Annotated in this window: 19 protein-coding genes; 13 read left to right on the top strand and 6 right to left on the bottom strand. The window is 62.1% G+C overall.

Features of this window, described 5'->3' with window-relative positions:
* The first annotated feature begins 246 nt into the window (after positions 1–246).
* The 5 genes from C2L71_RS04205 to C2L71_RS04235 all read left to right on the top strand — a co-directional run bounded on the left by C2L71_RS04205 (position 247) and on the right by C2L71_RS04235 (position 9,474).
* On the top strand, positions 247–1,080 hold the full coding sequence (locus C2L71_RS04205) for a transporter substrate-binding domain-containing protein (RefSeq protein WP_103264525.1): 834 nt from the start codon (positions 247–249) through the stop codon (positions 1,078–1,080).
* Between the two features lie 14 nt (positions 1,081–1,094).
* Positions 1,095–4,172 (top strand): mechanosensitive ion channel domain-containing protein, encoded by a 3,078-nt coding sequence (locus tag C2L71_RS04210; RefSeq protein WP_103264526.1) that lies wholly within the window; start codon positions 1,095–1,097, stop codon positions 4,170–4,172.
* Between the two features lie 348 nt (positions 4,173–4,520).
* The gene (locus tag C2L71_RS04220) at positions 4,521–6,308 is read left to right on the top strand and encodes an ABC transporter ATP-binding protein (protein WP_103264528.1); all 1,788 of its coding nucleotides are present in this window, start codon (positions 4,521–4,523) and stop codon (positions 6,306–6,308) included.
* Between the two features lie 1,437 nt (positions 6,309–7,745).
* Positions 7,746–9,137: a Y-family DNA polymerase gene (locus C2L71_RS04230; protein WP_103264529.1), complete on the top strand. Its 1,392-nt coding sequence runs from the start codon at positions 7,746–7,748 to the stop codon at positions 9,135–9,137.
* Positions 9,130–9,474: a YolD-like family protein gene (locus C2L71_RS04235; protein ID WP_103264530.1), complete on the top strand. Its 345-nt coding sequence runs from the start codon at positions 9,130–9,132 to the stop codon at positions 9,472–9,474. The genes C2L71_RS04230 and C2L71_RS04235 overlap by 8 nt, the downstream gene beginning before the upstream one ends.
* A 211-nt stretch (positions 9,475–9,685) precedes the next feature.
* Here the strand turns inward: C2L71_RS04235 and C2L71_RS04240 are convergent, their stop codons facing one another.
* A complete protein-coding gene (locus C2L71_RS04240) occupies positions 9,686–10,120 on the bottom strand; it encodes a cytochrome c3 family protein (protein WP_239926333.1) in 435 nt (144 codons plus the stop codon).
* Between the two features lie 33 nt (positions 10,121–10,153).
* The gene (locus C2L71_RS04245) at positions 10,154–11,920 is read right to left on the bottom strand and encodes an FAD-dependent oxidoreductase (RefSeq protein ID WP_103264532.1); all 1,767 of its coding nucleotides are present in this window, start codon (positions 11,918–11,920) and stop codon (positions 10,154–10,156) included.
* Positions 11,921–12,178: 258 nt separating this feature from the next.
* On the opposite strand from C2L71_RS04245, the gene C2L71_RS04250 reads away from it, so the two are divergent.
* On the top strand, positions 12,179–13,618 hold the full coding sequence (locus C2L71_RS04250) for a helix-turn-helix transcriptional regulator (protein WP_103264533.1): 1,440 nt from the start codon (positions 12,179–12,181) through the stop codon (positions 13,616–13,618).
* A gap of 251 nt (positions 13,619–13,869) precedes the next feature.
* Positions 13,870–14,547, top strand: a complete 678-nt coding sequence (locus C2L71_RS04255) for a nitroreductase family protein (RefSeq protein WP_103264534.1) — start codon at positions 13,870–13,872, stop codon at positions 14,545–14,547.
* Between the two features lie 3 nt (positions 14,548–14,550).
* On the opposite strand, the gene C2L71_RS04260 is transcribed toward C2L71_RS04255, so the two are convergent.
* Together C2L71_RS04260 and C2L71_RS04265 are read right to left on the bottom strand one after the other, a co-directional pair.
* Positions 14,551–16,707: a Tex family protein gene (locus tag C2L71_RS04260; RefSeq protein ID WP_103264535.1), complete on the bottom strand. Its 2,157-nt coding sequence runs from the start codon at positions 16,705–16,707 to the stop codon at positions 14,551–14,553.
* A 41-nt stretch (positions 16,708–16,748) separates the two neighbouring features.
* A complete protein-coding gene (locus C2L71_RS04265; RefSeq protein ID WP_239926336.1) occupies positions 16,749–17,162 on the bottom strand; it encodes a winged helix-turn-helix transcriptional regulator in 414 nt (137 codons plus the stop codon).
* 115 nt (positions 17,163–17,277) lie between these two features.
* On the opposite strand from C2L71_RS04265, the gene C2L71_RS04270 reads away from it, so the two are divergent.
* Positions 17,278–17,628: a TIGR04076 family protein gene (locus C2L71_RS04270; protein WP_239926338.1), complete on the top strand. Its 351-nt coding sequence runs from the start codon at positions 17,278–17,280 to the stop codon at positions 17,626–17,628.
* Here C2L71_RS04270 and C2L71_RS04275 read toward each other — a convergent pair.
* The gene (locus tag C2L71_RS04275; RefSeq protein WP_103264536.1) at positions 17,625–18,074 is read right to left on the bottom strand and encodes a GNAT family N-acetyltransferase; all 450 of its coding nucleotides are present in this window, start codon (positions 18,072–18,074) and stop codon (positions 17,625–17,627) included. The two genes, C2L71_RS04270 and C2L71_RS04275, sit on opposite strands and share 4 nt — an antisense overlap.
* 118 nt (positions 18,075–18,192) lie before the next feature.
* Here C2L71_RS04275 and C2L71_RS04280 point away from each other — a divergent pair, with 118 nt between their 5' ends.
* Together C2L71_RS04280 and C2L71_RS04285 are read left to right on the top strand one after the other, a co-directional pair.
* Entirely contained in the window at positions 18,193–18,534 is a 342-nt protein-coding gene (locus C2L71_RS04280; RefSeq protein ID WP_103264537.1) for an arsenate reductase family protein, read from the top strand.
* A gap of 213 nt (positions 18,535–18,747) precedes the next feature.
* Entirely contained in the window at positions 18,748–20,703 is a 1,956-nt protein-coding gene (locus C2L71_RS04285; RefSeq protein ID WP_103264538.1) for a fructose-1,6-bisphosphatase, read from the top strand.
* Between the two features lie 272 nt (positions 20,704–20,975).
* Here C2L71_RS04285 and C2L71_RS04290 read toward each other — a convergent pair whose 3' ends face one another.
* Positions 20,976–22,226, bottom strand: a complete 1,251-nt coding sequence (locus C2L71_RS04290; RefSeq protein WP_103264539.1) for an L-lactate MFS transporter — start codon at positions 22,224–22,226, stop codon at positions 20,976–20,978.
* A 263-nt stretch (positions 22,227–22,489) separates the two neighbouring features.
* Between C2L71_RS04290 and C2L71_RS04295 the strand changes: the two genes are divergently transcribed.
* The 3 genes from C2L71_RS04295 (at position 22,490) to C2L71_RS04305 (ending at position 24,595) form a co-directional block, all read left to right on the top strand.
* A complete protein-coding gene (locus C2L71_RS04295) occupies positions 22,490–23,368 on the top strand; it encodes an aldose 1-epimerase family protein (protein WP_239926340.1) in 879 nt (292 codons plus the stop codon).
* Between the two features lie 8 nt (positions 23,369–23,376).
* Positions 23,377–23,973 carry a DNA-3-methyladenine glycosylase I gene (locus C2L71_RS04300; protein WP_103264541.1) on the top strand — a complete coding sequence of 199 codons (597 nt, stop codon included), beginning with the start codon at positions 23,377–23,379 and terminating at the stop codon, positions 23,971–23,973.
* A 292-nt stretch (positions 23,974–24,265) separates the two neighbouring features.
* The gene (locus tag C2L71_RS04305; protein ID WP_239926342.1) at positions 24,266–24,595 is read left to right on the top strand and encodes an SWEET family sugar transporter; all 330 of its coding nucleotides are present in this window, start codon (positions 24,266–24,268) and stop codon (positions 24,593–24,595) included.
* The last annotated feature ends 195 nt before the right edge of the window (positions 24,596–24,790 follow it).

Genomic DNA, 24,790 nt, shown 5'->3' on the forward strand with positions numbered 1-24,790 from the left:
TACGTATCTGTTGACCGCAAGCTTCGCGAAGGGGGCTTCGTCGCAGGGCGCGATGCAGCGTCGAAAGCGCACGAAACTTAAAAAAGAGTTGAAACACCCTTCTTTTCCGAGCGCCGCACCGCGGTTTTGACATACTGAATGATTTGGTGAGGCTTTGCGCGATCGCTATGAGCAAAAGCGGGGCGCTGGATTGTGCGAATGCTCAACGCGTACAAGGACAGGGTGTGTACAGGAAGGAACAAAGCCATGGCTGCAAAGGGAGGGCGTGTCGCGTTGGTTGCGGCACTTGCGCTCGTATGCGCGCTTGCAGGACTGGTCGGATGTGCTAGTGCATCGGACGGGAATCTTGTCGCAGCAGGCGAGCGCACACTGCGCGTGGGCGTGCGCAGCGACGTGGTGGGCTTCGGGTACCTCAATGAGACCACGGGGAAGTATTACGGCCTCGAGATCGATATTGCCGAGGAAATGGCCTCGCGTTTGGGCTTCTCCGACGTCGAGTTTGCGACCGTGTTGCCGGAGACACGCAAGGACATGCTCATGAACGGCGAGATCGACTGTCTCGTGGCGTGCTACTCCATAGCCGAGTCTCGTCAGAAGAACTTCGACTTCTCGGCGGCGTATTACGCTGACAACTCCGTCATCGTGGTGGAAAACAGCTCGCTCGTCGACGACGTCGAGGATCTCAAAGGTCTCACGTTCGGCACCATGGCGGGATCGAACACCGCGCCTCAACTCGTGATCAAGCTCACTGAGTCCGGATTCACCTCCGGCGAGGCCCTTTCGGCAAGCGAAGATAATTCGGACGTCCAGTTCGACACGTTCCATCTTGTGCAGATGGCGTCCTATCAAGAGCTCGCCCAGGCGCTCGAAGAGGGCAGAATCGATGCCGCCTGCATGGACGGCAGCATTGCCAAAACCTATATGAGCAGCGACCGCAGCATCCTCGACTTTACGATCGATACGCAAAAGTATGGTGTCGCCACACAAAAGGATTCCGCGCTCAGCCAGCCGGTGGCCGAGGCTGTGCAGGGAATGCTCGACGACGGCACCATCGCTCGGCTTACGGACAAATGGAATTGAGGAGGCGAGCGAGCATGTCTCGGAAACTCAAGGTCAAAATCATTTGCCTCATCGCGGTGGCGGCCATCAGCATGGCAGCTATGGGCATACTGCTATCCTCTATGCAGAACGAACTCTCGCTCGACGGTTACACGACCGAGATGAAGCAGGAGGCTGACGCGCTCGAAGGGCTGCTGAGCGTGGCCGATGAAGGCGTGGCGCAAAGCACCGTCACGTACGACGAGATCTACCAATCAAAAGCCGAGAGCGTTGCCTTCATGGCGAACAACGATGCCGGTTTCGAACCAACCGATGCGAAAATGGTCGAGTATCAGGACCTCCTCGGCGTGGATAACGTTGTAGTGGTTTCCCGCGACGGCGCGATCCTCGCGAAGGCCCGCGACACGCTCGCCAATTTTTCGTTTTCGCGCTTCAATCAGCTGCGCACCGTTTTTGCCGATGGAGAGCCTTCTGAGGCGGTTGAGATCGAGCTTCCCGAACAGGATTGGCTCTTCCGGTATTACGCCGCGCGCATCGATGACGGCTCCATGGTTGTGATCGAACAGAATCCCGATGAGCTGCGCCAGCTCGTGGCGGACACGGGATCGATCGAGAGCGTGCTCAAAGACATCGCCATCGGCCAGCACGGCTACCTGTTCGCGGTGTCCGCGCAGGACTATGTGATCGCCTACCATCCGAATGCCGATCTCGTGGGCGCCGATGCCCTTGACGCCGGCATCGATGCGGTCGATTTGGAAGACGGGAATCTCGCTTGGATGAAGCTCGCCGGCGAGTCGTTGTACTGCGAGGTCAGCAAGATCGGCGACATGTACTACGTGGCCGCCGTGCCCGAAAGCGACATGGCGACCACCCGCAATATCACGGTGGGCGTCATCCTGTTCATCTTCTTCGCGGTCATGTGCGTGGTCATCATGTATGGCATCTTCGTCATGCGCGAGGACGAGCGCGAGGGGCGCAGCCCCGAGGATTACTGCACCATGGGGCCGCTGCGCTACAACAAGGCGATCGGGAGAAAGGCGGCGGTGCTCTCGCTTGTGGGCTTCATCGGCATCCTGGGCGTGTCGTTCTACATGCAGACGCTGTTCGCCCTGTCCTCGGAGTCGGTGGCCAACAACGAGCGCGCTGCCGAAGCGGTGGAGACCATCCAACGCGCCGACGAGCGCATGACGGCTCTGCAAGATCAATACAGTGAGCGCTACCTGAGCAAGGCGCGCGTGGCCGGCTATATCCTCGATCACAATCCAGCGCTCGCGAACCGAGACGATCTGCAGAGGCTCGCCGACACGCTCATGATCCAATACCTGTTCACGTTTGACGGAAACGGCGTAATGACCGCCACCAACTCATCGTATGCAAACTTCACCATGAGCGAGGATCCCGAGAGTCAATCCTTCGAGTTCCGCAAGCTGCTGCAAGGCGCCGATTCGGTAGTGCAGGAAGCGCAGCCCGACGAGATATCCGGGCAGCTGCGGCAGTACATTGGCGTGCCACTTCACGCCGAGTCGGGCGAGGTGGACGGAGCCGTACAGATCGGCATTCGCCCGACGCGCTTGGAGAAGCTGCTCGAGACCGTTACGGTGGACAGCGTGCTCAACGGCGTGAAGGTGGGAGCCGACGGATTCGCCTTCGCCGTGAACAAGGAGGACGACACGTTCGTCTCCTTTCCTGATCAGCGACTCGTGGGCAAGAACGCGCTTGAGCATGGCATGACCGAGAATCAGTTCAAGGACGGATACTGCGACTACGTCACCGTCGAGGGCGTCACCTATTACGCCTCGTCAGCCGAGACGGACGACTACTATCTGTACATCGCCGGCACGGAAGGCGAGCTCATGGCCGAGCGCGTACCGCTCACCATGGCCACGGGCGGTGTCGCCTTCGTGTGCCTTGCGGCGATATTTCTCCTGTTGGCGTTCGAGCCGCGCCGCAGTGTGACCGTGGCGAAGGGGGTCGGCGCCGAGGAGCGCGACGCGCGCATGATCGACGTGAAGATGCCGAGCGGGCGCACTGCAAAAACCGAGAGCGCCGCCAGCCGCTGGCTTGATCGCTCGTTCAAATGGAGCGAGAAGACAGCCGAGCAGAAGACGGCAACGGTGGTGCGCTGGCTGGTGGGCGTGTCGGTGATCGCCGTATTTGCAGCCGTGGTGTTCCAAGATCGCATCTTCGGGCAGGGTTCTCTCTTCTCCTACATCCTGGGCGGAAACTGGGAGCGTGGACTGAACATTTTTGCGTTCACGGCGTGCATCATGTTCGTGTGCGTGGCCCTGACCGTGGTGACCATCGTGCACAAGCTGCTGAACCTGCTGTCCTCCGTGCTGGGCGCGCGCGGCGAGACGGTATGCAGGCTCCTTGGTAGCTTCATCAAATACGCCACCATCATCGGCATGGTGTACTACTGCCTCATGCTCGTAGGCGTGGACACCACCACGCTTCTGGCTTCGGCCGGCATCCTGTCCATCGCCATCAGCTTCGGCGCCAAGGAACTCGTATCCGATATCCTGAGCGGGCTTTTCATCATCTTCGAGGGCGAGTTCCGCGTGGGCGACATCATCAAGGTGGGCGACTGGCGCGGCACCGTGGTGGAGATAGGCGTGCGCACCACGAAGGTGCAGGATGGATCGCAGAACATCAAGGTCATCCGCAACAGCGACATCAGCAATGTGATCAACATGACGAAGGAGACGTCCTATGCCTCGTGCGACGTCGGCATCGAGTACGGCGAGTCGCTCGAACGCGTGGAGAACATCCTTTCCAAGGAGCTGCCGAACATACGCAAACGCCTGCCCGCCATCATTGACGGCCCGTTCTACAAAGGCGTCGTGGAGCTGGGCGACAACAGCGTAACTATTCGCATCGTGGTGCAGTGCGCCGAACCCGATCGCTTGCAGCTTGAGCGCGATCTGAATCGCGAGATGAAGCTGATCTTCGACAAATACGACATCAGTATTCCGTTTCCGCAGGTGGTCGTCAATCAACCTGTGGAGTTCAAGAAAGCGACGGCGAGGGAAAAGCGCAGCGCCGACCGGTTCAACGCGGAGCAGAAAGCCGCGGCGAAGGAGCTGGGCAACGATGAGGACGACGAGACGCGGTAGCGCGAAGCTGCCGCGCCGCGACGCGAACGCCTCGGGAGCGCATCGTTCCCGAGGCCGTTTTCGCGAGGAGGAGAGCGGAATCGAGCAGCGATGCGTTTGCACGTCTGCCCATCGAAGCGAAAGCCATCATGAGTGGAAAAGCGCCATAGGTGCACTACCTTCTTGTGCATGTTCGAACGGAGTTTCTTTCGGAGCGCTGCGATCGGTAAACATCGGCGGCGTAGCGGCGAGCTTCGTGACCGATGCCGCATGGACCTTCGGCTTCTGAATCTCACGATGCTCCATCGCTTGGAATAGCCAAGAGCTTTTTATGTCATAATCGGGGGGAACGAAGAGAAAGGCTCCCTCATGGCACGATCCGCTGCTCCGTCGACGACGCGACGCACGCTGCACTACTTCTGGCTGGTCACCCGCAAACACCTCGGGCTGTTCGCCACGCTCATGACTGCGACGCTTCTGTTCGTGGCGCTGCTGTCGTACGGCAACCCCTACGTCATGAGCCTCGTGGTGGACCGCGTGAGCGCGGGCTCGGTGGCGCCCGACGAGGTGTTCGCGGTGTTCGGCCCTTATATCGTCGCGCTCATCCTCATCAACGTGGCTGGCCAGGCGGCCAGCAAGGTGCAGGACTACGCGATGTACCGGCTGCAGATCGCCGCCTCCTACGACCTGGCCACCATGTCGTTCGACGCGCTGTCCAACCAGTCGATGTCGTTCCACTCCAACCGCTTCGGCGGCACGCTCGTGAGCCAGACGACCAAGTTCATGAGCGCCTACCAGCTGCTGCTGGAAACCATCACGTTCCCGTTTCTGCCGGTCATCTGCTCGGTGGTGTTTACGTGCGCCATCCTCGCGCCGCGCGTGCCGGTGTACGTGGCCATCCTCATGGCGCTGCTCGCGGTGTACGCGGGCGTGTCCTACTACATGTACAAGCGCATCCTGCACCTCAACGAGCAGGCGGCCAGCGCGCAGAACCAGCTGTCGGGCGAGCTGTCCGACTCGGTTGCCAACATCCTGGCGGTGAAGACCTACGGGCGCGAGGACTACGAGCGGGGGCTGTTCGATCAGGCGAACCGCGAGGTGGTGGCGCGCGACTCGAAGCGCATGTGGGCATCGCTCACGCGCGGCATCGTGACGGCGTGCATCACCATCGCCATCATGAGCGTGGTGGCCGTGTTCATCGCGGGCGGGAACGCCTGGTACGGCATCACGCCGGGCACGCTCGTGGTGATGTTCACGTACACCTACACGGTGACGAACCAGTTCAACTTCATCAACAACGGCCTGCAGCGCTTCAACCGCGCCTTCGGGGACGCGAGCGGCATGACCGTGATCCTCGACGAGCCGCGACTGGTGGCCGACAAGCCGGGCGCGCCCGAGCTCGAGGTGCGCGAGGGCGCCATCGACTTCGAGGACATCGGCTTCTGGTACACCGACGGCGAGGCGCGCACGCGGGTGTTCGACGACCTCGACCTGCACATCCCCGCCGGCCAGCGCGTGGGCCTCGTGGGATCGAGCGGGGCGGGGAAGACCACGCTCACGAAGCTGCTGCTGCGCCTGTCCGACATCCAGGAGGGGCGCATCCTCGTGGACGGGCAGGACATCTCCGAGGCCACCCAGCAATCGCTGCGCCGCCAGATCGCTTACGTGCCGCAGGAGGCGCTCCTGTTCCACCGGAGCATCGCGGAGAACATCGCCTACGGGAGGCCCGACGCCACGATGGAGCAGATCCGCGAGGCGGCGCGCCAGGCGAACGCGCTCGAGTTCATCGAGCGGCTGCCGCAGGGCTTCGACACCGTCACGGGCGAGCGCGGCGTGAAGCTGTCGGGCGGCCAGCGCCAGCGCATCGCCATCGCGCGGGCGCTTCTGGCCGACTGCCCGTTGCTCGTGCTGGACGAGGCCACGAGCGCGCTCGACTCCGAGAGCGAGCAACTGGTGCAGGACGCGCTGGCCACGCTCATGCGCGGGCGCACGGCCATCGTGGTGGCGCACCGCCTGTCGACGGTGGCCAGCCTCGACCGCATCGTGGTGCTCGACGGCGGCCGCGTGGTGGAGGACGGCCCGCACGCCGAGCTCATCGAGGCCGGCGGGGCCTACGCGAACCTGTGGAGCAGGCAGACCGGGGCGTATCTGGAGTAGGGCGCGCGCAGGCAGCGGCCGGCGCGCATAGGCGAGGTGTGGGACGAACAGCCGAGTTTGGGGGATGCGGATCGCTTCCTGCGCCGGAGATATCGTAAGTTGTGGCCGGATTCGACGGAAATTCGCCGCATCGCAGCAAGAACTCGTGCACTCGTAGGATCAACGCGTTCTTGAACAGGGAAAACGCAAAAGGCTTGCGATGCATGACGAGTGCAGGTCGCGAAACTCGTCTTCTGATAGCGAATTTCCGGCGGAATTGGCCACGATTTCGCTTTTTGATGGCGTTGGCGTGGCGGTCAAAGCGAAGTAGCTCGGAGCGAAGGGATAGCTGTCTGCTGGAGTAGTCGCAACAACGAGGCCTCATCCTCGTGGCAAGATGCCCAGCGAGAATGCGCGCGAATCGGTTGTACTCGCGATAGTTCTCGACCTGTCGCCAGGTGGCGGTCACCACGGTAAGCCCGATGGATTCGAGTGCGTTACGGCGCGCGGCGTCTTCGGCGATGCGCTCGGCACCCGTGTGGCACAGGGTGCTGTCGTACTCGACGGCCACCTTCTTCTCGGGCCAGAGCAAATCGCATCGGAAGAACGACTTATCTGTCGACCAGCTGTTCCGCCTTCCGAGAGGGACGGAAGCGTTCATGCGCGGCGGAGCGACACCGCTTCCTCCGCTCGTGTACGGCAACGTCAGCAGCTCGGCCAATATCGATTCCCGCGGCGAAGCCGACCCGCTCAATACGTGGCGTATCGCGACCCGCGCACGCTTGGCGCCGCGGACGCGCTCAGTTTTGTCGAGGTAGGCTTCGAGCTTCTCCGGCGTGGTGAGGGGTGGCCTGCTTCGCACGCCGTAGGGCCGGGTTTCGTCGGGAGCGTACGTGCCGCAGAGCTCGTAGCCGAGATGCACGAGACGCGGGAAGCTCAGCAGGGAGGCCATGTGGACAAAGGTCAACTCGGGGCTCGTGACGAACACGGCTTCGCCGCCGCTCTGGAAGGGCGTCGCGCGTAGCGACTGGGCCGGCAAAACATACATCTGGTGAACGGCAAGATCGGTTGCGCGATTGCGGCGTCCGTAGAGTGTCAGGACGTGGATCGGCTTGGAGAGTATCCCGTTGTCGAAAAGTGCATCGACATCGGTACGAGGAATGCTCGGCATGTGCTCGGGAAGCGAGCATGCGCGGCATCGCGCACGCGGGAGCCCTGCGTCGCTTAGGGAGGATCTCCAGAATTCGAGGGCGGAGGAATATGCGAGCACCGTTTTCATGGCGCGAGTGTAACATGCAATATGACCAGGAGGAACAATAAATTCTACGCGATTGATCGGTGTGTGCACCGCGCTGGAACGGGAGAAGAACGGTGTCGGATCCGTGCTGGATTCGTTTGGAAAAGCGCTATACTAATACGTACAAACGTTTTGGTTATCGTAAAGCAAGGAGGCGAGCGGTGGCGGAAGGTCGCACGTACGTGTGCATCGACTTGAAGAGCTTCTACGCCAGCGTCGAGTGCGTCGATCGCGGCCTCGACCCGCTGAAGGCGAACCTCGTCGTGGCCGATCCCGACCGCACGGAGAAGACCATCTGCCTGGCCATCACGCCGTCGATGAAGGCGCTCGGCCTGTCGAGCCGCTGCCGCGTGTTCGAGATTCCTGAAGGCGTGGACTACGTCATGGCACGTCCGCGCATGCAGCGCTACATGGAGGCGTCGGCCGACATCTACTCGATCTACCTGCGCTACGTGTCGCCCGAGGACGTCCACGCGTACTCCATCGACGAGTGCTTCATCGACGCGACGCCGTACCTCGCGCTGTACCGGATGGAGCCTAAGGAGTTCGCCGTCATGCTCATGGACGCGGTGCTGGCCGACACGGGCGTCTGCGCCACCGCGGGCATCGGTCCGAACCTGTTCCTCGCCAAGGTAGCGCTCGACATCACGGCGAAGCACGCCGAGGACCATATCGGCTACCTCGATCAGGCCGAGTTCGAGCGCTCGATCCAAACCCACCGGCCCATCACCGATATCTGGAACATCGGTCCTGGCATCGCGAAGAGGCTGGCGAAGTACGCCGTGTACGATCTGCGCGGCGTGTGCGAGATGAGCGAGGCCACGCTCTACCGAGAATTCGGGGTGAACGCCGAGTACCTGATCGACCATGCCCATGGCGTTGAACCGTGCACCATCGCCGACATCCACGCCTACGAGCCGAGCGGCCATTCCCTGGGGAACGGCCAGGTGCTGCCCTGCGACTACTCGTTCGAGGAAGCGCGCGACGTGCTCAAGGAGATGGTGGACCAGCTCGTGCTCGACCTCGTGGAGAAGCGCCTCGTAGCCGGATCGATATCGCTGTACGTGGGCTATGCTAAGGGGCGCCGCGCGGACGGCGGGAGCGATGCGCAAGGCTGCGGCGCGGCGCGCGGGGAGGGCGACAGGGTGGATGACGACGGTACGGACGCGTTCTTCGACGGCGACCACGGCAGGCGCCCCGCAAGCGGCCGCCGCGGTTTCCCTCACACCGGCTCCACGCGCAGGCAGGCGGATCGCACGAACCTCTACTCAAAGCTCATGCCGCGCTTCCTCGACCTGTTCGACGAGACCACGCGCAAAGACGCACCCATCCGCCGCATCAACGTGGGCGTCGGCGGGGTGCTTCCCGAGGAATTCGCCACGATGGATCTGTTCTCGGATGCGGAGGCGGAGGCCGAGGAGCTCCGGCTGCAGCAGGCCGTGCTGGCCGTGAAGGGGCGCTTCGGGAAGAACGCGCTTCTGCGCGGGACCAGCTTGAAGGAGAAGGCCACGGCGCGCGAGCGCAACGAGCAGATCGGGGGCCACCATGCCTGAGCGCCGCCCGCGCGCCGACCGCGCCCAGCAGTTCATGCCCTTCGCCGCGCTCAAAGGCTACTACGATCTCATCCGCGAACGCGAGCGCGTGGCGGAGCCGAAGCGCGAGCTGACCGACGAGCAGGCGCTCGAGCTGTCGCAGCGCCTCGCCCGGATGGAGCGCCGCACGATGGCGACCGTCATTCACTACGACGGGGAGGCCTATGTGGTCGACCGGGGTCTCGTGAGCGACATAGACGAGGCTCGCCGGACCATCACGGTCGTGCGTACCCGCATCGACTTCGAAGATATCTGGGATATCGAGCGAGACGGCGATGATACGGCTGATGCCTTGTGAGCGCCCGCACAAAGTCCTCTCACAAAGCCCTCTCTCGCCGTTGCGACACGGCGCGCCTCGCGTATGGGCAATCGAGGGATCGGCCATTGTGGGTATAGGAGGGCTCACACGCGTTTGCGCCCTCACGCGCCGCCCCTTCCACCGAGGGGAGGGGCTCGGGGAAGGGGCGGCGACAGGAGGGGGCGGGTAGGCGATAAGCTGCTTTCAGCTCTTACTCGAGGTGATGGATGGGTCCCGCACCCTGTTCGGCACTTTGCCAGCCGTCGGGCAAGGGGATATCATGGCATTCGTTGCAGCTCAGCGTTGAGGTCGCGTCCACCGAATGGCACGAGAGGCATTCTCCTGATTCGAGGTGAGCCTTGTGTGGGTTGACTCCCTCGATGCCGGCGAAATCCTCGTTTCCTTTATTGATGACGTCGCGAGGATGGCAGCTCAAGCAGAATTTGTTGCTGTAATCATCGGTTTTGTCAAGCTCTCCGTTGACATGCAATGCCATGAGCGAGCCCGTTGGGAACGAGTCGGGGGAGGCGGATGCTCCGCCCTTGTCGGAATCCGCCTGCTGGGGCGCGCATCCTGCGATTGTCGCAGCCAAGGCTGTTGTGGCCAGGGCGGTTAAAAGCAACATCAATAGTCTTTTGTTCTTCACGTCAAACACCTTCGCCTTCCTCGGTCTCAGTCCCTAGATATTTGCGTGGATGTAATCCATGCCGAGGATGTCCTTGATGGCGAGCCAGGCGAAGCACTGGCCGTGGCCGATGCCGGAACCCATGACGTTCGGCGGATACACGTTGCCGTAGAAGGAGCCTGCGGTATTCCCTGCAACATAGAGGCCGGGAATGGGCTTGCCGTCCTTATCGAGCACGCGGCACCGCTCGTCGTTCTTGAGGCCACCGCGTGTCGAAGTCATCGACGAGCAATGCTTCGAAGCGTAGAACGGCGGCGTGTCGATGGGGGTCATCCAGAGAGGATCCTTGTAGAAGTCCAGGTCTTCCCCGGCAGCGCATAGCTCGTTGTAGCGGTTGAACGAGGCCGTGAAAATGTCCTTGTCGAATCCGCAGTGCTCGATAAGCTCGTCGATGGTGTCGAACTTGAAGGTCACGCCCAACTCCACGTTCTTGTCCACTTCCTCCTGCGTGTTGGAGGCGGTGTAGTCCTCGACCATGTAGCCGCCTTCGGGGAACTTCTCTTTCCATGCGCTGTCCCAGATGCTCCATGCGCATCCATCGGAGGTGCAGGTGAGCTTCGGGATGGAGGGGGACTGGAACGGCAGGTTCTCGGCCATGAGACGGCGGCCTGCGCCGTCCACCATAAACACAGGGAGGTTCGCAACGCCAGCGTAGAAGTGCGTGCCGTCAAGCTTGGGCAGCGTGCCGTCCGTCATGACGGCGGCGAACGGCCACAGATCGCCGCAGGCGAACTCATCCATATCGGCGCCTATCCACATGCCCATCTTCTGGCCGTCGCCGGTATCGTTCGTATTGATGTTGTAGCGGATGATCTTGCTCAGCGATACGTTGTAATGGGCCATCATTTCACGATCGCCGGACATGTCACCGGTGGTAAGCAGCACGCCCTTTGCGGCGTTGTACTTTACGTACTCCTCGGATTCGTTCTTGGCGATGACGCCTGTGCACCGACCGCTGTCGTCGCGGATCAGCTGCACGGCTGGCTGGCCGTAATGGAAAGTCGCGCCCTTCTCGGTCGCGTATTCTTCCATGATGCCGGTCCAGTCGACGTCGCCGCCGGTGGCGAAGAACTTGCCTTCGGAATCAGCGAAGAAGATCATCTGGGCGAACGCTTGCCACAACGGGCTGGCTCCGGGCATGCCGATGCCGTCGTTCGTGATCTTGTAGTCCAGCGAGGCGGCCGGAATGAGCTGGTAGCCCTTGCTGTTGAAGATGCCTTCGAGCCAGTTGACGTAGGGGCCGGAGTTGTCGAACCAGAGACCGTACGAGGACGTTCTACCTTGCACGCCGTTGCTGATGGCCCAGGTGGAGGTCACAAACTCCTTGCGATCGGTGGTCAATCCCAGCTTCGTCTGAACATCGGAATTGAAACCAGCAGTGCAGAGGCGCGCGACGCCGTACGAGCTGCCCTTTTCAAGTACGTGGACGTCTGCTCCGCTTTCTGCGGCCAGCATCGATGCGGGCAAGCCGCAAATGCCGGCGCCGCAGATGACGATGTCGCAGTCGATGGTTTCCGCTATCTCGTCGTCCGAGATGGGATTGGGCGGCGTGAGGAACGCGGGTTCTCCGGAGGCGCCGGCCTCGGCACCGGTTTCGGGCGTCTCGCTGCTCCCCTTGTCCTCCGCGGGCGCTCCGCTCGCGCAACCGCTCATAGTCCCTACCATCGCCGTGCCGACGCCGGCGAGGGCGGCACCTACGAGAAAGTCTCGACGGGATAGACCCTGGTGCTCGGATTCGATTGCGTCGAATTTGTTTTCCATGATACTCCCTTTCCCCTTGCTTCCTTGTTCTGCTTCCTTGAGCCGACCGTCGATGGCAGCCGCCTTCGCCAAGCAATGCTAGGGCCTGATCCGGTGCTAACCCCAGGTTTAACTTCAAGGGGAAACGGGTTATTCGCCTAACCCGCCCGCTCTGGGGTTCGTGCTCGAAGCTGGTCGTAGGGAAAGAGGTGCGAAAGAGGCCTTTCGTCCGCGTGGATTTATCCCTACAATTTGCAGGATACGGGGAGAGGGGTTCGAATGAGGGCAGCAGTGAAGGATTCCGCAGGGCATACGATGCGATCATTCGCGAAGTCGTTGCTCGTATACGCAAGCTATTGGTACCTGCTCGGGCCCGCGTTCGGTGTTTCGCTGCAGCTTTATTTGAACCACCGGTTCGGCCTCGTGAATGCACTCGGACCAGCTACGTTCCCCGACGTCATCTGCGTGGCTAGCTGCATCGTCCTCATGTGCTATATGGCGGCCAGCTCATTCTTCTCGCTGCGTGCACAGCGCAGGCGGCTTGCTCTGGCGTCGTCGGTATGCGGTGTCGCCTCGATGCTGGCTATGGTGCTGCCCACCCTGGTGGGAGTTTTTTCGGGTGCGTGGGCGCTCGTTGGCATCATGCTGTTCTCGTTCTTCCTTATGACCCATCTTCTGCTCTGGCTTGAAGTCTTTGTCTGCTACGACAATATGGTGAATCTCGTCTATGTTTTGGCCGTGGCCGCCTTGGCATGCTGCCTGTGCTGGTTTCTTATCGGACTCGAAGGTCCGCGCTTGCTGTGGGCGCTCGCGTTCGTGGTGGCGTTGGCGGGAGGTATCCTGCTAAAAGGCTTCCGCTCCACCGTGGAACTTGATTCGCCTCGATCAGAATCCACCGGTCGCGTGGGGAGGGCCGGGGGGGGGCTTCTCGTTGTGACCTTCTTCTTCGGCGTGGGCTTCATGTACACCACGAGCTTCATGTCGTTGGAAGAGTTCCATACGAGCTTCGATTGGACCGTTCCCGTCTATGCGCTGCTGCTGTGCGCAGCGGTGCTCGTATTCTCGCGGCGGATCCGCGTGTCCACGTTGTACGGCATCGCGATGCCGGTGGCTATTGCGGGCATCCTTCTGGCGCTGTTCGATAATCCGCTGCAGCTTTCGCCGACCATCCTGAACGAGATCGGTTTCTTCACCTATCTGGTCTTCATCCTGGTTTTGTACTGCATCCTGGGTCGCGAGTGGAACTCCGACTCCCCGCGAGTCGCTTGTCTGCTCATACTCGGACTCTACCTCGGTTTGTTTGCCGGTCGACAGCTTTTTTCTGCGATAGACGCGCTTGTTGACGAGGGGTCGCAGGCGTTTGTGCACGAGCTGCTTGCCGTATCGCTGCTCGTCGTTCTGGTAGTGTGCATGATGGGAGGTTGGCGCATTATCAATAAGATCGTTTCGAACGGTCTCTCTCGTCCGCGGTTCGACCACATCACCGAACTCGAGAGCCGTGAAACTGCGATGCACATCGCGAGCATCTACAAGTTGAGCGAGCGCGAACGCGAGGTGCTGGAACTGATGTTGGAGGGCAAGACGGCCACCGAGATAGCCGAATCGCTCATCATCGCACATGGGACGGCGAAGGCGCACATCAACAACATCTATAAGAAGGTGGGCATCCACACCCGCGAAGAGCTTTTGGCCATGATTCCGGGGAGGCTGTCGTCCTAGCGCACAGTGCCGATCTGCATCGGATACACGCGGCCGTATGCCGCCGATCTGTTTGTCGGGCGCCCCTGGTTGCAAGATGCCGGCTCGTCTCGTACGTTCGCGGGCGTGAGACTCCGCCATGTCGTCGTTGGCCTGTGGCGAAGCCCGACATCGTTCCTCCGATTTCTGCAAGATGCAGAAGGAAGAAGTGTAGGAGGGTTACACTGTGTAGGTGGATATCGGCGTTCGCCTCGAAGCGGAAAGGAGCATGTATGACCGTCATGGACACCATACGAGCACGCCATTCGGTGCGCGATTATCTTAATCGGCCCGTCGAGGGAGAGGACTTCGCGGCGCTTGAGGGCGCCGTGGCAGATGCGGGCGTGGCAGGCGGTCTGAACGTGCAGCTGGTGCGCGACAACCCCGAAGTGTTCAAGTTGTTCCTTGCACGCTATGGCGTTATCAAGGGCGCACGTACGAGCATCGTGTTTGTTGCTCGCGACGGCGAGCAGGATGAAGCGATAGGGTACTGGGGTGAACGTATCGTGTTGATCGCTCAAGAGTTGGGGCTGAACACGTGCTGGCAGGCTATGTCGGCGCGCAAGAAGTCGAAGGCGGAGGTGCCCGAAGGCGAAGACGTGCGCATCGTCATCGCTGTGGGTTATGGTAAGACACGGGGGAAGCCGCGCAAGACGAAGCCGCTTGAGGTGTTGTGCACGTTTGAGGGCACTGGTCCGATGCCCGCGTGGTTTGAGACTGCCATGGAGGCGGCCCAGCTTGCGCCTACCGGCATGAACAGTCAGAAATTCCATATCACCTTGCGTGCCGACGGTCGTACCGTGACAGCCGAGGCGCCCGAAGGCGGTTTGAATGCCATCAACCTGGGCATCGTGAAGCGCCACTTCGAACTGGCTGCCGATGAGACGGGCGCCGACTGGGCATGGGAATGACGCTTACAGCTTCTCCCTCACCATGGAGAGCGAGATCTTGCCGCGGTCCTTGTCGACGGCGGTGACCCAGACGGTGACGGTGTCGCCCACGGCCACCACCTCGCTCGGGTGCTTGACGAAGCGGTCGGACAGTTTAGAGACGTGCACGAGGCCGTCCTGTTTCACGCCCACGTCCACGAACGCGCCGAAGTCCACCACGTTGCGCACGGTGCCGGTGAGCTCCATGCCGGGGGCGAGGTCGTCGAAGGAGCGGATGCCCTTGCTGAACACCACCTCCGGCGCGCTGTCGCGGGGGTCGCGCCCCGGCTTCTCCAGCTCGGCCACGATGTCGCGCAGGGTGGGCAGGCCCACTCCCAGCTCGGCCGCGAGGGCGGGCAGGTCGCCGAGGCGGCCCGCGATGTCGGGGACGCCGCCGCGCGCGAGCGCCTCGGGCTTCACCTTCGCGCGCTTCAGCAGCTCGCGCGCCACAAGATAGCTCTCGGGGTGGACGCTCGTGGCATCGAGCGGGTTCGCGCCGCCGGTCACGCGCAGGAAGCCGGCGCAGTTCTGGTAGGCCTTGGCGCCGAGCTTCGGTACCTTCTTGAGCTCCCGCCGGTCGGAGATGCGCCCGTGCTCCTCGCGGTAGGCCACGATGTTCTTAGCCACGGTGGCGCTCACGCCCGACACGTAGCCCAGCAGGCTCGCGCTGGCCGTGTTGAGGTCGACGCCCACGCGGTTCACGACGCGCTCCACCACGCCGGCGAGCGCGCAGCCGAGCTCCGCCTGGTTGAGGTCGTGCTGGTACTGGCCCACGCCGATGGACTGCGGCGGTATCTTCACCAGCTCGGCGAGCGGGTCCTGCAGGCGGCGGCCCAGGCTCATGGCGCCGCGCGTGGTGACGTCGAGGTCGGGGTACTCCTCGCTCGCCAGCTTGGAGGCGGAGTACACCGACGCGCCTGCCTCGTTCACGATGGTGTAGCGCAAGGGGGCGTCCGACTTGGCGATGAGGTCGGCCACCACCTCCTCCGTCTCGCTGCTGCCCGTGCCGTTGCCGATGACGATGGTGTTGGCGCGGTGGCGCTTCACGAACTCGGCCAGCTTGTCCTGCGTCTTGCGCACCTCGCTGCGCGGCGGGGTGGGGTAGACGGTGGTGAAGTCGAGCAGCTTGCCGTACTCGTCGAGCACCGCCACCTTGCAGCCGGTGCGGTAGCCCGGGTCGATGGCGATGACGCGCGCGCCGCGCACGGGGCGCTGCGAAAGCAGGCTCTCGGTGTTCTTGGCGAACACCTTGATGGCGTCGGCCTGCGCGCGCTCGGTGAGGAGGCTGCGCATCTCGCGGTCGAGCGCGGGGGCCATGAGGCGCTTGTAGCCGTCGGCCGCGGCCTCGCGCAGCACGGGGGCGAAGGGGCTTGCCGGGTTCCTGACCACGCGGCGCTCGAGTTGTTCGATGGCGGCGTCTGCGTCCACGCGCACCTTCGCGCGCAGCTTGCCCTCCTTCTCGCCGCGGTTCACGGCGAGCACGCGGTGGTTGGGGATGCGCGAGAGCGGCTCCGAGAAGTCGTAGTACGCCTCGTAGACGGTCTTCTCCTGCGGGTCGACCGCCTCCACGGCCAGCGCTCCGGTGCGTTTGGTGAAGTTGCGCAGGGCCTCGGTGTGCTCGGCGTCGTCGGCGATGACCTCGGCCACGATGTCCTGGGCGCCCTGCAGCGCCGCCTCGGGCGTGGGGAAGCCGGCCTCGGCGTTCACGAGCCCCGCCGCCTGGGCGAGCGGGCTCAAGGCGTTGCGTCCCTGCGCCAGGATGAGCAGCGCAAGGGGCTCCAGCCCCGCGTCGCGCGCCTTCGACGCGCGGGTGGCGCGCTTCTTCTTGTACGGCTTGTACAGGTCCTCCACACGCTGCATGACCGCGGCGTCCTCGATCTTCGCGCGCAGCTCGGGCGTGAGCTTGCCCTGCTCGTCGATGGCCCGCAGCACCTCGTCCTTGCGGGCCTCGAGATTGCGCAGATAGGTTAGGCGCTCGTCGAAGGCGCGCAGCTGGGCGTCGTCCATGCCGCCCGTGGCCTCCTTGCGGTAGCGGGCGATGAACGGGATGGTGTTGCCCTCGTCGACAAGGGCGATGACGGCCGCGACCTGGGCTGCGGAAAGGCTGAGTTCGTGCGCGAGGGTTGTTTGGATGGTGGGCATGGGGTGGGCTCCTTGGTTCTGGCTCGAAATCGGGCTTGACATTATACGCGAAGGCCTTTGCCGGGGATGCCCGCGTTCTCGGTGTCGTCCGCACGCTCGTCCGATGCGCCGCCTGCACCCGGGTCGTGCTCCCGTCCCCATGCGCACATGGCCTCCATCAGGGGGTAGAGCGACGTGCCCTTCTCGGAGAGGCGGTACTCCACCTTCGGCGGGATCTGGGGGTACTCGGTGCGCACGATGAGACCGTCGGCCTCCATGCCCTTGAGCTGGCTGCTGAGTGTCTTGTCGGTGATGCGGCCGATCTTGCGTTTAAGCTCGTTGAAACGCATGGTCTCGCATTCCACGAGCCAGTACATGATGACGAGGCGCCACTTCCCGCCGATCATCGACAATGTGTAGCCGAACGGCGTGTCGGCGAGCGACGAGAGGCTTCCCTCGTAGGGCTCCATGCTCATAGCGCTTCCCTTCAGGATAGTACCTATTCTGAATGACCGTACTTCCGCTGCGGCCTCGCTCACAGTATAACGAGGCTGCAAGCACGCATGCCCAACGATCGCGAAAGGATGCGCCATGGCCATGACCAAGGTGAGGATCACCGTTTTGAAGGCCACGTTCGACGAGGAGCTGGCCGCCGAGTACGGCGCCGAGGGGCTCGCGCCGTGCCCCATGATGAAGGCCGGGCAGGTCTTCCTCGCCGACTACGCCAAGCCCGAGGGTTTCTGCGACGAGGCGTGGAAGGCCGTCTACCAGTACGTGTTCGCGCTCGCCCACGGCGGCGGCGACTTCACGTTCTACTTCGACGACTGGATGCGCGTGCCCGGATGCGCCATCGTCAGCTGCAACGACGGTCTGCGCCCCGTCATCATGAAGCTCGAGTCCACCGACATTCCTGCCCAGCTGGACTACGAGCCCGTTCGCTAGAGGCGCATTTTCAGGTACACCATGTCCATGAGCTTGTGGCCGTCCTCGTACATGGGATGGTCGTAGTTGTCGACGAAGAAGTTCTCCACGACATGCGAGCGCTCGAACCCGCACCGCTCGTAGAAGCGCAGGATGCCGGGCACGTCGCCCGTGCCGACGAGGAGCCAGTCCCCGCGCCCCCGGTAACGCTCGGCGACAAGCGCGACGAGCCGCCGCCCGTAGCCCTTGCGCTGGTGCTCGGGCACGGTGACGATGTTCTTGATCTCGAACACGTCGGGCTCTTCCTGCGTCACCACGCAGAGCGCCCGCGCCTCATCGTCCTCGATGAGGGCCAGCAGATCGCCGCGGTGCAGGTACCGCTCGATCATGTCCGCCGACTCGTCGGCGATGAGCAACAGGTCGAGGTGCTGCGCTCTGTCGCTTTCGGGGATTTCGGCGAGTTCCATATAAGGCTCCTCCTCGTGTCTTAGAATCGCAGGCGTGATAATCCCAAAGAGGCATTATAGCGGGCTGACGCGTCTGGTTTCCCGGCGCGCGCACGCGAGCGAGCGGAAGGCGAAGGCGATGAACATCCAGGTGTTCGGCACCAAGAAGAGCTTCGACACGAAGAAGGCGCAGCGCTACTTCAAGGAGCGGCGGGTGAAGTTCCAGTTCATCGACCTGGCGGAGAAGGGGATGAGCAAAGGCGAGCTGGAGTCGGTGCGCCGCGCGGTGGGCGGCATCGACGCGCTCGTCGACCCGAAGGCGAAGGACCAGGACACGGTGGCGCTGCTTGCATATCTCTCGCCCGACCAGAAGTTCGACAAGCTGTTGGAGAACCAGCACGTGCTGGTCGAGCCCATCGTGCGCAACGGCAAGCAGGCCACGGTGGGCTATGCGCCCGACGTGTGGAAAGGGTGGGAGTAGTACCGCGGCAAGGGCGCAGTAAACAGTCGGCGCCGCCCGTCGTGCGCGCGTCGTTCGTGTGTCCTTCTTTGCGCTGCCCGACGCCGCACGCGATTCGGTGCCGGCGTTTCCGTCGAATAATCGCGCCGTTTCGGTGTCGCTTCGCCCGGTGCGGTCCAGTTGCGGGTACCATAGGGCCGTGCAAGCGCTGCAACATCCACAAGGAGGCCCTACATGGACGTGAGCGAAAAGCGGTACTTGGAGCTTCTCTCCCGGTCGTTTCCCACCGCCGCCAAGGCTTCGGCGGAGATCATTAACCTGAGCGCCATCTTGAACCTGCCGAAGGGCACCGAGTTCTTCGCCTCGGACATCCACGGCGAGTACGAGGCGTTCTCGCATATCCTGCGCAACGGCTCGGGCTCCATCCGGCTCAAGATCGACGCGGAGTTCGGCGACTCCCTGAGTGAGGAGGAGAAGCGCTCGCTTGCGACGCTCATCTACTATCCGCATGAGAAAATGGAGTTGGTGTTATCGCAAGTGAGCGATCCTGGGGCATGGTATGCCATCATGCTGCCGCGTCTCGTGGCCGTATGCAAACGCGCCGCGCGGAAGTACACGCGCTCCCGCGTACGCAAAGCGTTGCCGGACGACTTCGCCTACATCATCGAAGAGCTCATGACCGAAGACCGTCACGGCGAGGACAAGCAGGCGTACTATGCGGCCATCATCGACGCGGTCATTCGCACTGACCGCGGTGGAGAGCTCATCGAGGCGCTGTGCCAGCTTATCCAGCGACTTGCCATCGAGCGGCTCCACATCATTGGCGACATATACGACCGTGGGCCGTATCCCGACGTCATCATGGAGACGCTCATGGACCACCATGCTCTCGACATCCAGTGGGGCAACCACGACATCGTATGGATGGGCGCTTCGCTTGGACAGCGCGGCTGCATCGCCCACGTGGTGCGCAACTGCGCGCGCTACGGGAACCTCTCCATCCTCGAGGACGCCTACGGCATCAACATTCTGCCGCTCGCTTCGTTCGCGCTCGAAGCATACCGCGACGATCCGTGCGTTGCGTTCGGTCTCAAAGGCAACCCGGAGCTTACGCCGCAAGAACTGGAGATGAACGTCAAGATCCAGAAGGCCATGGCCATTATCCAGTTCAAGGTGGAAGCGAAGCTCATCGACGAGAATCCCGACTTCGGCCTGGAGGATCGCAAGCTGCTGGACAAGATCGACTACAAGCGCGGTACGGTCTTGCTGGACGGTTCGGAGTACGCGCTGACCGACACGGTGTTCCCCACGGTGGACCCAGACGACCCCTATCGCCTTACGCCCGAGGAGGAGGACGTCATGCAGCGCCTGGAGCAGGCGTTCACGGGGTGTGAGAAGCTGCAGCGGCACATGCGCTTCTTCTTGGACGCGGGCAGCCTCTATAAAATATACAACGGCAATCTGCTCTTCCATGCGTGCGTTCCGCTGAACGAAGACGGCTCGCTTATGGAGACGGACGTGTTCGGACAGAAGTACAAAGGCCGCGCGCTTTACGATGTCATGGAACGCTATGTGCGTGCGGCGTTCGATGATTCCGATCCTGAGATGCGCAAGCGCGGCCGCGACCTTCTGTGGTATATGTGGCTGGGTGAGGGATCGCCTCTGTTCGCGAAAAGCAAGATGGCTACGTTCGAGCTGTACCTCATAGCCGAGAAGGAGGCGCGCAAGGAGGTGAAGAACCCGTTCTACGCCTACCAAAACGACGAGCACGTGATGGCCGGCATCTTCGAGGACTTCGGGATGGATCCCGCAACTTCGCGCATCGTGTGCGGCCACGTGCCGGTGAAGGCGAAGGACGGCGAGGATCCGGTGCGATGCGGCGGGCGCGTGCTCACCATCGACGGCGGCTTCTCGAAGGCCTACCAGCCTACCACGGGCATCGCCGGTTACACGTTGATTTCGAATTCGCATGGCTTCGTGCTGGCTGCACACGAGCCGCTCGAGTCAACCCGCGCCGCCGTGGTCAACGAGCAGGACATCCACTCGTCGCGTCGGGTGGTAGAGCGCGTGGAGAAGCGCACGCTCGTGGCTGACACCGATACCGGTAAAGAGCTGAAGCGGCAGATTGTTGATTTGGAACAGCTGCTGGAAGCCTACCGCATCGGCGAGGTAGCCGAGGGCGGGAAGTAGGCAGCAGGGGCGCGTTGCACAGCGTGTCTTCGACCAGGCGTTCTTCAAACGTAAATGCGATGCGTTATCGAATCCGCCTTCATGTCGGCTTTGTCTGCGCGCAGCGTCGATGCGATTGAGGTGATCGGCATCGACGTGCTGGCAAGCGCTGTAGCACACATTCATCCAAATCGGTTTTCTGCACTGACGGCGAAAGAAAGGGAAGAATCTGCCGGTAGGCCGTGGCGAAGTCATCGAGGGATGACGCGGTGTTGTTCCATTTGAAATTGCCGCTATCCCGCCTGGGCAAGTCGCTTCGCCAATCTCTTCCCTATAAGCACGAGCACGATCCCTAGAAGCGACAATACGCCCGCAATGATCATTGCTCCTTCCCAGGAGCCGGTGGCTTCGGTGGTGCTTGCGGCGACCATGGGGCCGATGAACGCGGCAACCGTGTAGCCGGGATAAACGAACGACCAGTTCTGGCCGAAGAACTTCGATCCGAACGAATCGCCCACGGTTGCCGGCATAACGCTCATAGTTCCGCCGAAGCAGCCACCAACGATCATCATGCAGGCAAGGAACGTGATGAACGTAGTGGCGTGGGCCAGGAACAGGAGCATGATCACGGCGTTGACGCCTAAGATGAGGATGAGCGTCGTGAAGCGGCCTATCTTGTCGGATACCGCGCCGAACCCGAGACGCCCCAGCACGCTGCCAACACCCAAAAGGCTGACCATCAGGGCTCCTTCAGCCGCGCTGAGGTGTGCGAGCTCCTGACCAAGACTCGAAGCGTGCCCGTTGATCATCTGCCCGCTGGTGACCGCCACCATCAATATGAAAAAGAGTATGTAGAACAACGGTTGTCTCAGGATCTCCCGACCCGAGTAGTTCCGCCCCGACGATACGGCCGAGGAGGTCGTCTGATCGTCCGGATCCCAATTAGACGGTTTCCAGCCAGGGGCAGGCATGACAAGGAACCATGTGAACACGAGGTAGATGACCAGCCACGCAATTCCCACGATGCGGAAGGCCATGAGGACATCGAAAGACTCGATGAGTATATTGCCTAAAGGAGCGAACACCACCGGCCCCATCCCTGCGCCGCAGGTGCAGACTCCATTGGCAAAGCCGCGTTTGTCTGGAAACCACGTTGTGGCAACGGAGAGCAGGGCATTGTAGGACAAGCCGTTGCCGATGCCGGCCAGTCCTCCGAAGAACAGATACAAAAGGGGGAGCGATTCAGCGGAGCCCGAAAGCAGCCAACCGCAAGAGAACAGCACGCCTGCTATCAGTATCACGTATCGAGGCTGGATGTGCTGCTGCATCCAACCGCCGAGAAAGCTTCCCACGCAGCTCATCAACATGAATAGAGAGTACGCCAGTGCGACGCCGGAAGCTGAGTATCCGAAAGCATCCATCAGAGGGACGTTGAAGATGGACCACATGTAGATCAAGCCGTTCCCCAGCGTCAAGAGCGTGGCAATGGCCAAGATCAAACCGCGTGGTAGCTTGCTTGCGCGTTCGGTCCGTATGTTCTGCATGGTGTCCTCCTGTCGCCCAGAGAAAGTCTACCGCGTTATTCGCGATGCGAGTATAGAAAAAGACGAGAGAGGACAAAGGGAAAAGCATGAAAGGCGCAGTGCGGGAGGCGGAAAGTTCCAAATGCGCTGATTTCATCGCAGCGACTATGTTGCAAGTATATTCCGATGAATACTCGTCGTAAAAGTAGAATCTAAGATAGGTTTGCATATGCGCTACTATAGTTTTGGAATCATCCGAAGCAAAGGACAATATGGTGTGGGATATGACGATTATCGCCTTGAAAAATGACACGCTATCGGTTCTTGCGTCGAGCAAGGGTGCGGAGTTGCAGAGCGTCGTTCGCAACGGCGCTGAGCGCCTGTGGTCGGGCGATCCTGCGGTGTGGGGGCGGCGTGCACCGCTGCTGTTCCCGCTGATCGGGCGCTTGCGAAATGGCTGGTACGCGAATGACGGCAAGCGAGTGGGTGCGCCGATGCACGGGTTCTGCCGCGACCGCGCGTTCGCGGTCGAGCAGGTGTCGGACTCGCACGTGCGCTTCGAGACGGTGTCCGATGAGGGCACACGGGCTGTTTACCCCTTCGACTTCCGCCTGTGTGTGGAATTCTCGCTCGAGGACAACGCGATAGTGAAGTCGCATATCGTCGAGAACACAGGCAACGCGCCGATGCCGTTCGAGCTGGGCGGGCACGAAGCATACGCGACGTGCTTGCTGCCCGGCGAGCGCATGACGGACTACTTCGTGCGTTTCGAGGGGCTCGATACGATCGAGATGTTCGGAATGGACGAGGCGGGCATCCTCACGCTGCCGAAGATCGCAGTGCCGCTCGAGGACGGGCGTCTGACGAAGACGCCCGAGCAGCTGGGCATCGACACCATCGTGCTGGAGAACGTCCCGGGCAGCACGATCGCACTGGCGAGCAGCGCAAACCGTTGCGAGGTGACCGTGGAATTCCCGGACTTCCCCTATCTGGGCATTTGGACGAAGGCAGGCCAGGACGACGCCCGCTACCTGTGCCTGGAACCGTGGTCGGCGCTGCCCGACGCGCATTTCTCCCCGCGCGAGCTCGCCGAGAAGCCCGGCGTGCGCGTGCTCGCGCCGGGCGAGCGTGCGACGCTTGCGTACCGGATGACGTTTCGCTAGGAGGCACAGTGGAGGAGCGGACTAGGTGCTCGTGGGCGGGCGACACGCCGATCTACGTTGACTACCATGACAACGAGTGGGGAAGACCCACCCATGACGACCGCGAGCTGTTCGAGCTGCTGGTTCTGGAGGGCGCGCAGGCGGGCCTGTCGTGGCTTACGATCCTCAAGAAGCGGGAGGCGTACCGCGAGGCCTTCGACGGCTTCGATCCCGCCAAAGTGGCGCGCTACGACGAGGCGAGGGTCGAGGAGCTCATGGCGAACGCAGGGATCGTTCGCAACCGCCGCAAGATCGAGGCGGCCGTGGCCAATGCGGAGCTGTTCTTGGATGTGGCTCGAGAGTTCGGCAGCTTCGACACGTTCATCTGGGGGTACGTGGACGGCGAGCCCGTTGTGAACCACTGGGAGACCCAGGCGGACGTCCCGGCCACCACGCCGCTCTCCGACCGCATCAGCAAGGATCTGAAGAAGCGCGGCTTCAAATTCGTCGGCTCCACCATCGTGTACGCCTATATGCAGTCCATCGGCATGGTGAACGACCACGTGGCCGATTGCTTCGTGCGGAGGGAGATGGTAGGAAAGTCTTCCGATGAGGGGATCAGCTGAACCTATGTCGAAGGGCGGCAAGGTCGACCGTCGCCGGCCCGTAGCGCCCTTCGGCGTCGCGCGTGAACGCGCACTTTGCGGTCTGGCAAAAGTGCAACGTTGGCTTGTCGGATGGCGTTTCGGTAGATGCCGCAAGGGCAGCGGACTGGCTCTGCGGCTTTTAGCGCGGTAAACGGCGCGCTTACCTCCTGCTCGCCTTCGCGTCACGGTTCATCGCGCCCGCGGGGGCCTCGAATGCCTCGATCTATCATCGAGTTGCAGAGATTCCCATCCGCGAACACGAGGGTGCTCGATGAACGTGAAGACCGGTACGCATAGACGCATGGTGCAGAAGGCATCGGTGCATCAGGGAGGCATCAAACGCCATGCGAGGCCCATCGCTATAGTGGGGCGCATAGCCTCGGTGCTGTCGGTGTGTATGTACGTCTCCTACATTCCGCAGATCATGGACAACCTGGCCGGGCACCCCGGCAATCCTGTGCAGCCCCTGGCAGCGTTCTTCAACTGCCTGTTCTGGACCATCTACGGCCTCTTCAAGAAGGAGCGGGACTGGCCGATCGTGGTGGCCAACGTGCCGGGAATCTTCCTCGCGGCCGCCGCGTTCTTGACCGCCGTCTTCTAATGCCGCTCCGATGCTCTCCCGTGCGCAGGAAGCTGCTCGCACGGATGGCGAGCGACAGCGGGAGTTGCGTAGTTCGAAAGCGGGTATAGCAAGCCTGTACAGCGAGGGCTGCGCGTCGCAAGGTACGCAGCCCCCGTTTTTCGCATCGATGGCTCGTGATCGTTTATCGGACTCGGTGGGAGGCTCCGATTTCTC

This window comes from Enteroscipio rubneri (genome assembly GCF_002899715.1).
Classification (GTDB): Bacteria; Actinomycetota; Coriobacteriia; order Coriobacteriales; family Eggerthellaceae; genus Enteroscipio; species Enteroscipio rubneri.